This window comes from Hydrobacter penzbergensis (assembly GCF_900106985.1).
GTDB classification, from domain to species: domain Bacteria; phylum Bacteroidota; class Bacteroidia; order Chitinophagales; family Chitinophagaceae; genus Sediminibacterium; species Sediminibacterium magnilacihabitans.
Genome location: NZ_FNNO01000001.1, coordinates 488,017 through 503,465, shown reverse-complemented (window position 1 = coordinate 503,465; position 15,449 = coordinate 488,017). Strand labels below are relative to the sequence as shown.

Sequence of the window (15,449 nt, the reverse complement as noted above, 5' to 3'; positions counted from 1 at the left end):
TCAGAAGGGCAGGCGGAATTTGGTATAGAGCAGATCACCCGTATATACCAGTGAAGAATACCCGAAGAAAGACCGCTCATCTACCAACATGTTGTATTGCGACAACCATGTGCTGCCTTCATCGAAACTGAACTGGATGGTCAGGTTCCTCCGGCCTTTCTGTACGTGCGGGTTTGAAAAAGCCAGTACGTTTTTTCCGTGATATATGAATGAGATCATGCTGCCCTGATCGTCGCTGTAAGACATGCCGGGTATCCGGTAAGTGTGTACGCCGTCATGGCCTTTGTTTCGGACGATTTTTCCAACAGGTAAACGATGAAGCGGGCTGCAGTTTTCATTGAGGTTGATTCCGGTATCGGCATCTGCAAATTTCACACGGGAGAAACGTGCGCCGATACTTTGATCACGACCGATACCCCTTGCAGGGGTTCTCCGCTGTTTTGTGCGGTAACATGGCCGGTGATGACAGGGGTTTGAGCAGTCAGCAGGTTGAAGAAGAGAATTCCAAGAGCGACACGGCAGCCCGGAAGAATCCCGTTGTTGGGTTCATATATAATGAGTATATTAGGTGATTTTTGATACAAACATATTAATATAAATATATATAATGTATTGAAATAACAAAATCGTCATATAGATCATATAGGATGATCATAACATGCCCGGAAGCATATTTTCATCATCTCAAAATACTATCTGAACTGTATGGCTTTCACAGGACTGATTTTCCTGATGAGCCAGGTGGGCAATAAAAGAGAAAGGTAACAAACCAATGCAGTGGTCATACAAACCACTGCAACCTGTATCCAGTTGATCGTTACAGGCGCATACCGTACATAATATGAGGCTTCGTCGAGTTTGATGAAATGTGTATACTGTTGCAGCAGGCAGATGCCGGTACCTGTCACAAACCCAATACCAATGCCCGCGAGGGTAATAACAGTAGCATGGTACAGGAACACACGCTGTATCAGCCAGTCGGTAGCGCCAATGGCTTTTAGGATCCCAATCATGCGGGTCCTTTCCAGCATCAGTATCAGTAAACAAGTGGCCAGGTTGATGATGGCCACCACAGACATGACAATGAAAATGACATTCCTGTTCACATCCTGGATGTTAAGCCAATCAAAAATATTGGGATAGATCTCGGGTATGCTCCGGCTCATCCATTCCGGCGGCAGGTGATTTAGCAAAGCATCATTAATGGCCGTCATGGAATGATCATCTTTTACAAACAATTCATAGCCGCCAATCTCATCATCCCGCCAACTGTTTACGCGCCTGATCAGCCGCAGGTCGCCGATGATGAACAGCTTATCGTATTCTTCAATACCAGTTTTGTAAATGCCGGCTATGCTCAGCCTGCGGTAAGTTCTGCTGCCGTCGACAGATGAAATGAAATAAACAGTAATAGTATCGTTCAGGTTCACTTTCAATTGCGAAGCCAGTTGTGCAGAAAGCAACAATTCGCGGCTATACAGGCTGTCATTGAAATGTATCCATCGGCCCTCCACGAGGTAAGGCTTCAGCCGGCTGCTGTCGTAATTCTCTTCAATGCCTTTGAGCAGCACGCCTTCGATCTCTTTATTTTTCTCCAACACCACCGATTTGGTAGCAAACCCCTGCACTTGTGTTACACCGGGTTGCTGACGAATGATGTTTTCTACTGAAGGATCTTTTTGAAGAGGGGTTTCTTCGGCAACCAGCGATTTCCCGGCCTCATATTTCTGTACACGGATATGCCCCCAGAAACTGAATACTTTTTCCGACACTTTCTGCTGGAACCCATTTACAAAAGAGAGGGTAATGATCATGGCCGCCACGCTTAAAGCCGTTGCAGCAACCGATAACCGGATGATGAACCTGGAAAATGATTTTTGACGGTTGAACGCAACACGCTTTGCAATATCAAGGGCAAGACCCAAACGGCATTGATTTTGATTCAGCCAAATCTACGGAGCTGTCTGCAATGCAGCAAAATGAATTGACTAACAGACCGTTTTACTGCATCTTTACAACATGAAAAAGTTGCTCTTGGTATTCCTCGTCTGGCAGGGTTGTTTCTTGTTGCATGCACAGCGTTTGCCCGATCATGTGTATATGCCGGGCATCAGGACCGTCAAATTATTCCAGCAAAACAACCAGCAGAGTTTGCCGGTCATCCGGCTCAATTCTCCCGACCTGCTGGAGCTGCATTTCGATGATCTTGACGGATATGCGAAGAATTATTTTTACACCCTTCAGTTGTGTAATGCAGACTGGACGCCGGCGGACCTGAGTCCGTTCGACTATATCAATGGTTTTCAGCAAAACCGTTTGTACCAGTATCGCATGTCATCTATCAGTACCACTCCCTATGTACATTACCAGGCCCTGCTGCCCGAACGGAATTGTATCCCTACCCGGAGCGGTAATTACCTGTTGAAAGTATTCCTTAATGGCGATACTTCACAATTGGCTTTTACCAAACGCCTCATGGTGATGGAAGATAAGATGTCTGTCGGCGCACGAATGTTACAACCGTTTGATAATGCATTGATACAAACCCACCAGAAACTGCAGTTCTTCATCAACACCCGTGAAATGAATGTGCTGAATGTGCAGCAGCAGGTGAAAGTGGTTGTGTTGCAAAACAACCGTTGGGATGATGCGGTTACCGGTATCCAGCCATCCTTCATCCGTAACAATGTGCTGGAGTATAACGGAGAGCGCGATTGTGTTTTTGCAGCCGGGAAAGAATACCGCTGGGCCGATTTGCAGAGCTTTCGTTTTGAAAGCGATCGCGTAGATCATATCGACCAGCGCGAGCGGCCATTTGCCGTATACATGAAACCCGATTTTCAGCGGCAACAACTTGCTTATGTGTTCTTTACAGATCGCAACGGTTGGGACCAGATCAGTGCTACAGAATCGATCAACCCCTGGTGGCAGAGCGATTATGCGCAAGTGAAGTTCACATTGGCGCCGGCGAATAAACAGCCTCTTGCAGGGCGCCGTGTATATTTGTTGGGTGAATGTACCGGCAACCAGGTAAGCGATACTTCCCTGATGCAATTCGATGAAGCGAATGGCGTATATACCAAGACCCTGTTGCTCAAACAAGGTTATTACAGCTACATCTATGTTACCAAATCTGTTAAAGATCCGGACGAAAGAGCTGCTACCGATCTCACCGAAGGAAATTATTGGGAAACAGAGAACGATTATACCATATTGGTCTATTATCGTTCATTGAGCGGCAGACACGATGAATTGCTGGGCATCAGCACAATCAATTCACGCACAGGACGATATTAAAAAAAAACGGGAAAATAAACTGCGATGCCTTAGCTTTGCAACCGGCAGGTCTTACACGACCAGCTCCTGCTGAACCTCCCCAGGGCAGGAATGCAGCAAGGATAAGTGGTTGAGCGGTGCGATGTGAGTAGCCTGCCATTTTTTACCCCCTCCACCCCCGATGGGGGCATTTCATTTGAGGGGGAAGCTAATTTTATACCGCATGAAATTTTTTATCGACACGGGTAATCTTTCCCAGATCAAAGAAGCCCATGACCTGGGTATCCTCGATGGTGTAACCACCAATCCTTCCCTGATGGCAAAAGAAGGCATCAAAGGAGAAGCTGCTATTGCCAACCATTACAAAACCATTTGCGAGCTGGTAGATGGCGATGTAAGTGCAGAAGTGTTATCGACCGATTTTGCTACCATTGTTGAAGAAGGGAAAAAACTGGCGGCCATTCACCCCAATATCGTGGTGAAAGTTCCCATGATCAAAGACGGCGTAAAAGCCATCAAATGGTTTACCGATAATGGTATCCGTACCAATTGCACTTTGGTGTTCTCTGCCGGACAAGCCATCCTGGCTGCCAAAGCAGGTGCCAGTTATGTATCGCCTTTCATCGGCCGTATCGACGATAGTGGTTGGGATGGTATGGAACTGATTGCGCAGATCCGCCATATCTACGATATACAGAATTACAGAACAGAAATCCTGGCGGCTTCTATCCGCAGCGCACTGCATATCACCAAAGCTGCAGAAGCAGGGGCGGATGTATGTACCTGTCCGCTCGATTCCATCCTCGGCTTGCTCAAACATCCTTTAACGGATATTGGTCTGGCCAAGTTCCTGGAAGATGCCAAGAAAATGTAAATGAACGATATTGATTAATAAAAAAGCCTCCGCATGCGGGGGCTTTTTTATTTGATGATATTATAGTTGGATCAGTTTACCTGCCGCACTGCTTTGTACTGCAGCCTCAATGATCCGCACAACGTTGATACCATCTTGTACGGTAACAGGCATCTCTGTGTTTTGGATGATTGCATGATAAACAGCTTCATAATATGCATAATAATTGCCCTGTAGCGTATGAATCCGTTCCCTGATAATTTTTCCGTTCTTTTCTGTATGCAATAATCCTTCTTCTGATACAGGTTCTGTTCCCCAATCGGTTCCGCCCGGCTTTTTATTTTCTATCAGATCCGCTTCCTGTACATCCGCGCGCGTTTTGATAAATGATCCTTTGTGACCATGTACGATAAAAGAAGGAAGGGGTTCTCTCACCAGGTAACCTGCTTTCAGGCGCACCCGCATGGTTTTATAATAAAGCAGTAGCTCAAAATAATCATCCACCTGCGATACCGGCCTGGTAATGCGGATATCGGCAAACATGGCATCGGGCATTCCGAAAAGAAACAGGGCCTGGTCAATCAAATGCGGACCCAGGTCGTTGAGCACACCTGCACCGGGACCGGGAATCTCTTTGTGCATTTTGGGACTCAATTCTTCCTTGTACCTGTCGAAATGAAACTCGGCTTCGGTGATATCACCGAGCCATCCTTCTTCTACTATTTTTTTTACGGTCTTGAAATCACTATCCCACCTGCGGTTCTGGAATACACTTATTTTTTTATGCTGTTGTGCAGCCAGTTGTTGCAATTCAATGGCTTCGGCCACGGAAGTGGTGAATGCTTTTTCCACCACCGCATGTTTACCTGCTTCCAATACTTTTTTAGTGTATTCAAAATGCGTATTGGTGGGTGTGTTCACAATCACCAGTTCAATGCTTTCATCGGCAAGCAGTTCTTCCAGCGAACGAAAGATGCGAATGCCGGGATAAAATTCGAGTGAAGCGGATTTTGTTCTTTCCCACACACCATATAATTCGAGGCCGGGATGTAAATGAATGAAGGGGGCATGGAATACCCTGCCCGACATTCCAAAAGACAGCAGTGCGGTTCTGATCTGTTGCATAATATCAATGAATAATGATTCGGTTAAAATCCTTTTTTCTTTTCTTTTTTTGAATAATCATGGTATTGCATTATAGTCCAGGACAAATTTGTTAAGGTTGGGTTGATGAGAACGTTTCCGGTTTTGTTCATATTCATATATGATCCTGCCTACTTCTTTAAAGAAAGGATAACCGGTTTCTTCATACTCGTATTTGTCATCGTTTAAAATTCCATCGCGATTAACATATATGACACCAGAAAGCATGAATTCAATTTTTTTATCGAAATCAACGATGTAAGCTGCATCGGTAAGATAGCCGTAAGACCATCCTGTTTTATTAAAGATACGGATATTGGAAGGTATTTTTTGACGGCCATCTTTGAACAGGAAGAATTTGGTATAGCTGTCGAAATAGGTGGTGGTGTCATAGCGTGGATGCTGACTTTCAGAAGGGTATTCCGACATATACTGGTATAAGAGTTGCTCATCCTCATCCGATAAATGGAATCGTTTCGATGCAGGAACCGATTGAGGAAAGAGCACCGACTGAAGTACCTGTTGCAGGTCTTCCAATGGAAAATTGTTATGCCGCGTGAAATCCATCGGTTGATGAATGAGTGAATCGTAACGATCGTAAAAAGAATTTCCTACCAATACCTGCTTATTGTAATTGAATGGGATATCGCTGTAAGCGGCAGGTTGTTGATATAACAATGTTCCATTCTTTTCAAAGCGGATGGAGTTGGTATGACGGTTCTCTTCCTCACTCATAGGTGTAAACCGCCGTACAATGCGTATATCAGGATAACCTTTGCTCCATAAAGTACGGTTGAGTGCTGCCTGTCCCACGAATTCATACAAGCGGTTGTATGCATCATTATCACTGATGAGGAATATTTTTTTGATGTAGTGTTCAACAGAAGGATAACCATCTGCGGAAGAACTGTCACTCCATACGGCAGACTGGGAACTGAAGCTGCTATCGGTTAACATGTGTGTTCGCCTGTCAACCCCATATTTACGAAGCGAGTGCAATTTTTCCAATGCCACCAACGCAGTAGGTAGTTTAACCGTAGAAGCAGGATTGAAATACCGGTTACGGTCTACATGCAGGTAATGATTTTTGAAATGAGGCCGGTTGTTGGCGTCTCGGTTGATTTCTGTATAGATGAGCTGGTATTGAAAACTGTCGGGGTGGTTCAACACCTTTTGCAGCAGCGGTGGCGCTTTACTGTTCAGCAGTTGTTGCAGCCAGGAATCTGTTTTTTCCTGGGCCGGAACGAGGCAGGGGCACAGCAGGAGCAGAAACAGCCAGACAGCTTGTTGTCGGTAGAGAAATAAATTACACATGATGATGGACTGTTTGTGAACTAAATATAAATACAAATTGCGTCTCATGTTTTTTTTGGCATGGCATTTGGCAATACAAGACATGAATCAAACAATATTGTAATGAAAAAGAGTATGATGGTAATGGGAGCATTCCTGATGGTATGCTGCTTTACAAAAGCAAAGGCACAAGTAATGGGGGTAAAAGGCGGTTTTAGCATAGCGGATATATCCAGTACGGGCGGCAATAGCCGTACCAGCGGACATGCAGGTTTGTTTTTCAATTCATTGCTTACAAAATCATCAAGAAATTGGTATATCCAGCCGGAGATCATGTATTCGGGTGAAGGCGAAAGATTCCAGACGCCGGTGGGCGACAGGGTGATTGCGTTGAGTTATATCAATGTGCCTGTGATGTTTCAATACTATCCTGCCAGGCAGGTTTATGTGGAAGCAGGTCCGCAATTGGGAATGCTGGTAGGCGCGGCCGACAAGGACCCCAGCCGCAAAATAAATGTCATGAGCGATTATAACAAGTTCGCATTGAGTGCGGGCCTGGGAGTGGGGATACAGGCAACGGATCAGATAGGGTTCGATGCACGATATAATTTCGGCCTTACCAACATTGTAGCCAATACCAATTTTTTGCATTATAGCAATGTGCTCCAGGTAGGAGTTGCAGTGAGGATAAAATAAAACCAGCAGGTAACAAACAGCGAATAAACAGCAACAACAGGTAAAACAAAGGCCTTACTGATATCGGTAAGGCCTTATTGTTATTGCGGCTCATTGGTTGAGTCGCCTGGTTGTTGGTATTTGTTTCGCACATGAAGTATATGTGCCGCTTCTACCAATCTTTCCATTTTTTCATAAAAGAAAAGTATAGAGCCTCTCTCGTGCTGATCAAGACCATCAGAAAAATCTCCGTTCACTGTGGTTTTCAGCCAAAGCCATAAAAGCTCTCTCACATCCGGGAGATGCGCGTAATCAAAAAGTTCATCGATTACCAGCAGGGGATGCTCAACCTCTTCTTTGCTGAGTTTTCTGGAATGGGATTCCCATTCCGGGTACTGTGTCAAAGGCATTTTTACTGTTTTTAATAGTGATCAATCGCTCTTTGCTTGCTGGACTTTTTGTGCGATGCTGTGCACAATACCCCCGGGGTTTGTATTGTTACAAAGCAGTTGTTAGTATACAACCACTTCCCCGATAGTGGCGGTATACTTTGGGTTCGTTTTACGAGATAGGTTTGGACCGTAGATTTGTCTTGTAGGTTAACGGATGGTTCTGCATACCCGCTGTGAGTTAAGACAAATTACCGTATAAACAACCATTGTGGTGTCATACAGATTGATTTACTTCGTAAAACATTTCGACCACAATAATAGTAATATTTCTATTAATAATAAAATTTTTAGCAAACTTTTTTCTAATAAATTTATCCACATTGACGATCATTGAACGCTTATACCAATACATGGATTTTCGTGGTCTCTCTGCTTATGAAGTAGAACATGCCTGCAGCATATCCAACGGATATCTTGGCAAGCAGCGAAAGAAACAGGGAGCCGTAGGTACCGATATCCTGGAAAGAATCAAAACACAGTATCCAGAGCTCAGCATCATCTGGCTTTTTTCAGGCAGGGGTAATATGCTCATCGATGCAAGCCTGCCGCCTGAAGAACAATTGGCCCACGAAATGAATGAAGAGAAAGCGGCCTATCTCACTTCCAAAGATGAAATCATCGCACTCCTCAGGGCCCAGGTAATCCTGTTGGAAAATGCATTGTCGGACAAACAAAAACTGATCACACTGCTGGAAAAAGAAACAGAAAGAAAAAAGCCGTAAGAAGATGAACGCATCATTTTCTTACGGCTTTTGGTTTTGATCAACGGTATAACTTATGCATTTTCTGCGTAAGCCGAAACAGGCTCGCAAGTGCATACCAGGTTGCGATCGCCGTGTGTGTTATTCACCCTCGCCACACTCGGCCAAAATTTATTCTGTGTAACATAGTACAATGGAAACGCCGCTTCCTTACGTGAATAGGCATGGGGCCATTCATCACCACAAACAACGGCTTGCGTATGTGGCGCATGCTTAAGCGGATTATCGGCTTTGTCGGAATGTCCTTCCTCTATAGCCCTGATCTCTTCATAAATTGAGATCAATGCATCACAGAAACGATCGAGTTCGGCTTTATCCTCACTCTCGGTAGGCTCAATCATAATAGTGCCCGGAACAGGAAAGCTCAGCGTGGGCGCATGGAAACCATAATCGATCAAACGCTTGGCCACATCTTCTGCTTCAATACCCACGCTTTGTTTGAACGGTCGCAGGTCAACAATGAACTCGTGCGCACAGGTTCCATTGCTGCCGGTGTACAATATCTTATAGTATTTTTCAAGCCGCGCTTTCATGTAATTGGCATTCAGGATGGCATATTCAGTTGCCATCTTTACACCATCTGCCCCCAGCATTTTGATATAAGCATAGCTGATAAGCAGGATGCTGGCCGATCCATAAGGCGCTGCACTTACAGCCAACTGGCCATTGCCTGTGCTGGCATGACCGGGAAGGTATGGAGCGAGTTTGTCGTTCACACAAATAGGGCCCATGCCTGGACCGCCACCGCCATGCGGGATGGCGAAGGTTTTGTGCAGGTTGAGGTGACACACATCGGCACCAATGGTACCCGGACTGGTCAGTCCTACCTGCGCATTCATATTCGCTCCATCCATGTACACAAGACCACCATTCTCATGTATGATATTGCAGATGTCTTTGATGGTTTCTTCGAACACGCCATGGGTCGAGGGATAAGTAACCATCAACACACCCAGTGTATCTTTGTATTGTACTGCTTTTTCTTTCAGATCAGCTACATCGATATTTCCTGCATCATCACATTTTACCACCACCACTTTGAAACCGGCCATGACCGCACTGGCAGGATTGGTGCCGTGCGCACTGATGGGTATCAACACTACATTGCGATGTGCCTGGTTATTCGCCGCATGATATGAGCGGATAGACAACAGACCGGCATATTCACCCTGAGCGCCGCTATTAGGTTGGAGGCTGCAGGCAGTAAAGCCGGTGATCTGGCAAAGGAATGCACTCAGCTCTTCAACGATCTGCTGGTATCCCGTTGCTTGTTCTGCGGGAACAAAAGGATGGAGGCCACCGAACTCAGGCCAACTCACAGGGATCATTTCAGTAGCGGCATTCAACTTCATAGTGCAACTACCCAAACTGATCATGCTGGTATTCAGTGACAGGTCTTTATTTTCCAGTTGTTTCAGGTAACGCATCATCTGGCTCTCGCTGCGGTGTGTATTGAACACAGGGTGTGTTAAATATTCAGAGCTGCGCAACAGGGAATTGGGCAACTGATAAGCAACACCATTTGCATTTGCTGCTGTTAACAGATAGCCCGTACTTTTCTCGGTAAGCGATTCAAATATTTTGATGATGGTATTAGCATCTTCTATGGATGTGGTTTCGTCTATGCTGATATGCACAGTGCCATCGGCTGCATAATGGAAATTGGTATGGAATTTCTCCGCCATTTTTTTCAAAGCCGCCGCATCAACACCTGCAACATGCAGTGTGTCGAAATAGAACGCATTCTTTTGTTCAATACCCAGCTTGCTCAATCCTTTGGCTACCGCTTGTGTCAATGCATGTACCCGGGAAGCGATGGCTTTGAGTCCTGCTGCACCATGATACACAGCATACATAGCCGCCATATTGGCCAGCAATGCCTGCGCCGTACAAATATTAGACGTTGCTTTTTCGCGTTTGATGTGCTGCTCCCTCGTTTGCAAAGCCATGCGCAATGCACGGTTGCCCTGCGCATCGATGCTCACACCGATCAACCTGCCGGGCATGCCGCGTTTGAATTCGTCTTTGGTGGCAAAGAAAGCGGCGTGCGGACCACCATATCCCATCGGAACGCCAAAACGTTGTGTGTTGCCAACGGCCACATCTGCACCCAGTTCTCCGGGAGGAGTGAGTAAAGTGAGCGCCAATAGATCGGTGGCCATGATCGCCAATCCGCCTGCTGCATGCACCTGTTCAATGAAAACACGCTGGTCTTCAACAGCACCGTGACTGTTGGGGTATTGCAGGATGGCACCAAAATAAGTATTGTCGAGAGACGCAGTATGATAATCGCCATATACCAGCTCAATACCAATAGGTGTTGCCCTGGTAACCAATACGTCTTTGGTCTGTTGGAAAATGCTATTGTCAACAAACAACCGGGGTTTGCTGATCACATCTGTTTTGTTCAAGTGATGAAAGATCATGGCCATGGCTTCTGCTGCGGCAGTGGCTTCATCAAGCAATGAGGCGTTGGCTATGGGCAGTCCCGTGAGATCAGCCACCATGGTCTGAAAATTCAACAGGCTCTCTAACCTGCCCTGTGAAATCTCGGCCTGGTAAGGCGTGTACTGTGTGTACCATCCCGGATTCTCAAAAACGTTGCGGAGAATGACACTGGGTGTGATAGTGCCGTAATAACCCTGACCTATATAATTTTTATACACCTTGTTTTTAGCCGCTACTTTTTTCAATTCGCTCAGGTATTCAAACTCACTGATGGCTGCGGGAAGATCGAGCGGCTTTTTAATACGAATGGCATCAGGAACGGTTTTGCCAACCAGCGCTTCCAGTGTAGAGGCGCCGATGGTCTTTAACATGGCCTGGGTGTCTTGCTCGCCGGGACCGATATGCCTGTGTTGAAATTCAACGGACTGTTCTTCAAATAACTTCATAGCAATAGCTGTTTTTTCAGACGCCGCAAAGGTAAGATGATATACTGTTAAAAAAACGCTGTCGTAACCGGCTGGGGAAAAGCCGGGCCTAACCGGGGAGAATGGTATCTTTGCGATCGATCGACGACCAGTGAATGGATGCAATAAACATGGATAATTGGGAGAAAAAGTCTGCCGAGCACCAAAAGCAATACCGGCAGTACTTGCAACGGGCCGATAAGCAAAAGACACTGAAATTGCTGCCGCGCCTGCATGAAGAGGCTTTTGAACAGATCGACTGCCTGCAATGCGCCAATTGTTGTAAAAACTACTCCCCGCGCTTCAAAACCCCTGATATCAAACGGATCAGCAAGCACCTCAAGCTGAAAGAAAGCGTTTTCATCGATACTTACCTCCGGTTGGATGAAGACGGCGATTATGTGGTGAAGAACAGTCCCTGTCCTTTTTTGGGAGACGGAAACTATTGCTCCATTTATGAGCAGCGCCCTTCTGATTGTCACCGCTTTCCTTACACAGATGAAGACGTTTTATTGAAACGTCCCGCCATCACGCTGAAGAATTCGAGTTTCTGTCCAGCAGTGCATTATGTATTAGAGAAACTTTTGCATATCCTTGCGAAAAACAGCCTATGAACCATGTACCGGCCCTGATCAAAGACTTGGCGCTGATTCTTGGCGCAGCAGGAGTCATCACCTTGTTTTTCAAGCGGTTGAAACAACCTGTAGTATTGGGTTATATCATTGCAGGTCTTTTTGTAGGTCCCAATTTCAGGCTATTCCCTACCATTACCGATCTCGAAGGGATCAAGATATGGGGCGAAATAGGTGTTGTGTTTTTACTGTTTGCATTGGGTATTGAATTCAGCTTTAAAAAACTGGTCAAGGTAGGCGGATCGGCAGCCATCACCGGCGTGGTGGAGCTGGTATGTATGATGCTTACGGGTTATGGAATGGGGCAATTGCTCGGTTGGCCTTATATGGACAGCCTCTTTTTAGGAGGCATAATAGCTATTTCATCCACTACCATTATTTTCAGGGCTTTTGATGAACTGGGATTGAAATCAAAACAGTTCACCGGGCTGGTATTGGGCGTTTTGGTGATAGAAGACCTGGTAGCCATCTTGTTATTGGTATTGCTCTCAACCGTTGCCGTCAGCCGCCAGTTCGAAGGTTCGCAAATGGTTTTCTCCATCCTGAAATTGTTGTTTTTTCTCTGCCTCTGGTTTGTGATGGGCATATTCCTGCTGCCTACTTTTTTCAAAAGGGTTTCCAAATGGCTGAGTAGTGAAACTTTATTGGTGGTTTCCCTGGCGCTTTGCCTGGGCATGGTGGTGCTGGCAGACAAAGTAGGGTTCTCAGCAGCATTGGGCGCCTTCATCATGGGATCTATATTGGCCGAAACCACGCAGTCGGAAAAAATTGAACATCTTATTGCTTCGGTCAAAGATTTATTCGGCGCCATTTTCTTTGTTTCGGTAGGGATGCTCATCAACCCCGCCATCCTGGTGGAATATGCGGTGCCCGTATTGTTGCTAACGCTGGCCGTTTTACTTGGAAAGACTTTATTCGTAAGCGCGGGTGCCCTTCTCGCGGGAAAGCCACTCAAACAGGCAGTACAGGCGGGTACCAGCATGTCGCAGATTGGGGAGTTTTCGTTCATCATTGCTACATTGGGACTTTCATTGAACGTAACCAGCTCCTATCTCTATCCTATAGCCGTAGGCGTATCGGTAATCACCACCTTCACCACGCCTTATATGATGAAGCTCTCCGAGCCTTTATATGCACTGCTACAGAAAATATTACCGGCCCGTTGGCTGGCGGGCCTGGAAAAATACAGCAGCAGCTCGCAGATCATTGAAAGTGAAAGCAACTGGAAAAAATTGCTCCGTTTTTATTTCCAGGTAGTGGTGGTGAATAGTGTAGTGATCATTGCGTTGATCCTGTTGGTTAGTTATATACTGTTGCCGTTTGTATTACTTCATTTTGAAAATCAACAACTGGGAAGAATCATCACTACTTTGGTAGCGCTCCTTTTGATGGCGCCTTTTGTATGGGCCCTGACAGCGAAAAAAATGAAACGCAGCGCTTATGCAGCATTGTGGCTCGATAATAAATACAATCACGGCCCGCTGGTGATGCTCGAAATAGCCCGTAATATCCTGGCCGTTTTATTGGTGGGCTTCTTATTGCGACAGCTATATCCTTTCTGGACCGCCGTAGCCGGCACCATTGTGGTGATGGTTGTAGTAGGCGTGATATTCCGGCAGCGGCTGCAAAAATTCTACCAGCGTATCGAAGACCGTTTTCTCGCTAACCTGCACGAAAAAGAAATGCTGGAACTGCAAAAAAGACAAAGCCATCTTTCACCCTGGGATGCGCACCTGGTGCATTACAATATCAGTCCGCATGCACCTTTCATAGGCCATACACTGGAACAACTCCAATGGCGTGAACAATACGGTATCAACATAGCTTTTATAGAAAGGGGCAATGAAACATTGTACGCCCCTGCGCGAACAGAACATATTTTTCCCTTCGATACCATCGGAGTAATTGGTACCGACCAGCAATTACAGGAGTTTGGCAAGATCATCGTAGCCTATGAAGCCAATTTCCCTGCAGAGAAAGAAACGGTGGAGTTGGAAACCATCATAGTGGATGAACACAACCGGCTGAAAGGAAAAACCATCCGCGAATCGGGCATCAGGGAGGAAACAGACGGGCTTGTAGTAGGCATAGAAAGGGGAGGAGATCGCATATTGAACCCTTCTTCACAAACCATACTCGAATGGGGCGATATACTTTGGATAGTGGGTAACCGGAGAAAGATCAGGAAGTTAAGCGCGAATTAGTATTCCATTTTTCGCAGGCTGGGGGCTTTGAACCAGGTAACTAGAACCACACCTAGCGTCATGCATCCTCCAAATACAACAGAAGGTACCACGCCCATGAGCTTTGCAGCTACACCGCTTTCAAACTGCCCCAATTCATTGCTGCTGTTGACAAACATGGAGTTTACGCTCAAAACCCTTCCGCGCATATTATCGGGTGTTTTCAATTGCATGATGGTACCGCGTACTACCATGCTAATACCATCGAGAATTCCGCTCAGCATCAATGCAGCAAAAGACAACCAGAAAGTGGTAGAGAGCGCAAATGTGATGATGCACAAACCGAATCCGGCCACGGCAAACAATAATTTTCTTCCCTGTTTTTGGCGTAAAGGAAACAAAGCCAGCAATACCACAATGCAAATAGCGCCTATATCAGATGCGCCGTTCAAAAAACCGAATCCGCGCGGGCCTACATTTAAAATATCCCTCGCATAAACAGGTACCATAGCTACGGCGCCACCAAACAACACCGCAAAAAGATCAAGGGAAAGAGCGCCCAGCACTTCTTTTGTTTTGAAAACAAAGTCGATCCCTTCTTTCACACTTTCCCAGGTCTTTTTCTCACCGCGTTCATTCAGGGGAGGATGCTGTTTGAGTCTCGATGAAAAGAGCAGTGCTGCAGTCATCAGGCAGGCGATGGTGACCAGCGTACCGGTATTGCCCAAGCCGGCTATGAGAAATCCGCCGATAGCATGGCCCGATACCGATGCGGTGAGCCAGGCACCCTGGTTCCAGGTAGTGGCGTTCTGCAGTTTAGATTTAGGTACTACCTGCGCCAGGATCACATTGAACACCGGGCCAGTGAAGGAGCGAATGATACCCGTGCAAAAAATAATCAGGTAAATGCTTAAGGCAATCCAGTGATGAGAAAGACGGGTATCGGTGAAACGCGATGAAAGCAAAACCAATACAAGCGCTGCAAGCAGGTACAGGCTTAAGCCGGTACGCATCAGCTTTTTTTTCTCGCTCAGGTCAATGATATGACCGGCATATAATGCCATCGAAATGGCAGGGATGACTTCAGACAAGCCAATCAAACCAATTGCAAAGGGTGCATTGGTGAGTTCATAGATCCACCAGCCTACCAGGGTACTCATCATGCGCAATCCCATGATGAACAGGAACCTGACGGTGACCAGACTCCTGAATTCGGAAATACGAACTGCTTCAAACGGGTCTCTCTTGTTACTATCGGTATTCGTCATG

14 protein-coding genes and 1 other RNA gene are annotated in these 15,449 nt (G+C 46.1%); 7 read left to right on the top strand and 8 right to left on the bottom strand.

The window, feature by feature from the left end:
• The 3 genes from BLU98_RS17505 to BLU98_RS02340 form a co-directional block, all read right to left on the bottom strand.
• Positions 1–219 carry a sialidase family protein gene (locus BLU98_RS17505; RefSeq protein ID WP_139173814.1) on the bottom strand — a complete coding sequence of 73 codons (219 nt, stop codon included), beginning with the start codon at positions 217–219 and terminating at the stop codon, positions 1–3.
• Positions 216–338, bottom strand: coding sequence for a hypothetical protein (locus BLU98_RS17660; RefSeq protein ID WP_257574653.1), 123 nt, complete (start codon positions 336–338; stop codon positions 216–218). The genes BLU98_RS17505 and BLU98_RS17660 overlap by 4 nt, the downstream gene beginning before the upstream one ends.
• Positions 339–692: 354 nt before the next feature.
• The gene (locus BLU98_RS02340) at positions 693–1,925 is read right to left on the bottom strand and encodes an ABC transporter permease (protein WP_092721606.1); all 1,233 of its coding nucleotides are present in this window, start codon (positions 1,923–1,925) and stop codon (positions 693–695) included.
• 94 nt (positions 1,926–2,019) lie between these two features.
• On the opposite strand from BLU98_RS02340, the gene BLU98_RS02335 reads away from it, so the two are divergent.
• The 3 genes from BLU98_RS02335 (at position 2,020) to fsa (ending at position 4,150) form a co-directional block, all read left to right on the top strand.
• Entirely contained in the window at positions 2,020–3,297 is a 1,278-nt protein-coding gene (locus BLU98_RS02335; protein WP_092721605.1) for a type IX secretion system plug protein, read from the top strand.
• 42 nt (positions 3,298–3,339) lie between these two features.
• Positions 3,340–3,438: signal recognition particle sRNA small type (gene ffs / locus BLU98_RS02330), an RNA gene on the top strand.
• Between the two features lie 61 nt (positions 3,439–3,499).
• A complete protein-coding gene (fsa, locus tag BLU98_RS02325; protein ID WP_092721604.1) occupies positions 3,500–4,150 on the top strand; it encodes a fructose-6-phosphate aldolase in 651 nt (216 codons plus the stop codon).
• A 60-nt stretch (positions 4,151–4,210) separates the two neighbouring features.
• Here the strand turns inward: fsa and BLU98_RS02320 are convergent, their stop codons facing one another.
• Positions 4,211–5,254 carry a Gfo/Idh/MocA family oxidoreductase gene (locus tag BLU98_RS02320; protein WP_092721603.1) on the bottom strand — a complete coding sequence of 348 codons (1,044 nt, stop codon included), beginning with the start codon at positions 5,252–5,254 and terminating at the stop codon, positions 4,211–4,213.
• A 57-nt stretch (positions 5,255–5,311) separates the two neighbouring features.
• The gene (locus BLU98_RS02315) at positions 5,312–6,586 is read right to left on the bottom strand and encodes a serine hydrolase (RefSeq protein WP_092721602.1); all 1,275 of its coding nucleotides are present in this window, start codon (positions 6,584–6,586) and stop codon (positions 5,312–5,314) included.
• Between the two features lie 102 nt (positions 6,587–6,688).
• On the opposite strand from BLU98_RS02315, the gene BLU98_RS02310 reads away from it, so the two are divergent.
• Complete coding sequence (locus BLU98_RS02310; RefSeq protein WP_257574652.1) at positions 6,689–7,261, top strand: porin family protein; 573 nt, start codon at positions 6,689–6,691, stop codon at positions 7,259–7,261.
• Between the two features lie 80 nt (positions 7,262–7,341).
• Here the strand turns inward: BLU98_RS02310 and BLU98_RS02305 are convergent, their stop codons facing one another.
• Complete coding sequence (locus BLU98_RS02305; protein WP_092721600.1) at positions 7,342–7,650, bottom strand: hypothetical protein; 309 nt, start codon at positions 7,648–7,650, stop codon at positions 7,342–7,344.
• Positions 7,651–8,012: 362 nt separating this feature from the next.
• Between BLU98_RS02305 and BLU98_RS02300 the strand changes: the two genes are divergently transcribed.
• Positions 8,013–8,414: a hypothetical protein gene (locus BLU98_RS02300; protein ID WP_139173813.1), complete on the top strand. Its 402-nt coding sequence runs from the start codon at positions 8,013–8,015 to the stop codon at positions 8,412–8,414.
• Positions 8,415–8,467: 53 nt separating this feature from the next.
• Here the strand turns inward: BLU98_RS02300 and gcvP are convergent, their stop codons facing one another.
• Positions 8,468–11,347 (bottom strand): aminomethyl-transferring glycine dehydrogenase, encoded by a 2,880-nt coding sequence (gene gcvP, locus BLU98_RS02295; RefSeq protein ID WP_092721598.1) that lies wholly within the window; start codon positions 11,345–11,347, stop codon positions 8,468–8,470.
• A 134-nt stretch (positions 11,348–11,481) separates the two neighbouring features.
• Between gcvP and BLU98_RS02290 the strand changes: the two genes are divergently transcribed.
• The gene (locus tag BLU98_RS02290) at positions 11,482–11,979 is read left to right on the top strand and encodes a YkgJ family cysteine cluster protein (RefSeq protein WP_026774953.1); all 498 of its coding nucleotides are present in this window, start codon (positions 11,482–11,484) and stop codon (positions 11,977–11,979) included.
• The gene (locus BLU98_RS02285; RefSeq protein ID WP_092721597.1) at positions 11,976–14,201 is read left to right on the top strand and encodes a monovalent cation:proton antiporter family protein; all 2,226 of its coding nucleotides are present in this window, start codon (positions 11,976–11,978) and stop codon (positions 14,199–14,201) included. Before BLU98_RS02290 ends, BLU98_RS02285 begins: the two co-directional genes overlap by 4 nt.
• Here BLU98_RS02285 and BLU98_RS02280 read toward each other — a convergent pair.
• The gene (locus BLU98_RS02280; RefSeq protein ID WP_092721596.1) at positions 14,198–15,448 is read right to left on the bottom strand and encodes an MFS transporter; all 1,251 of its coding nucleotides are present in this window, start codon (positions 15,446–15,448) and stop codon (positions 14,198–14,200) included. The genes BLU98_RS02285 and BLU98_RS02280 overlap by 4 nt on opposite strands.
• Position 15,449 lies beyond the last annotated feature (1 nt).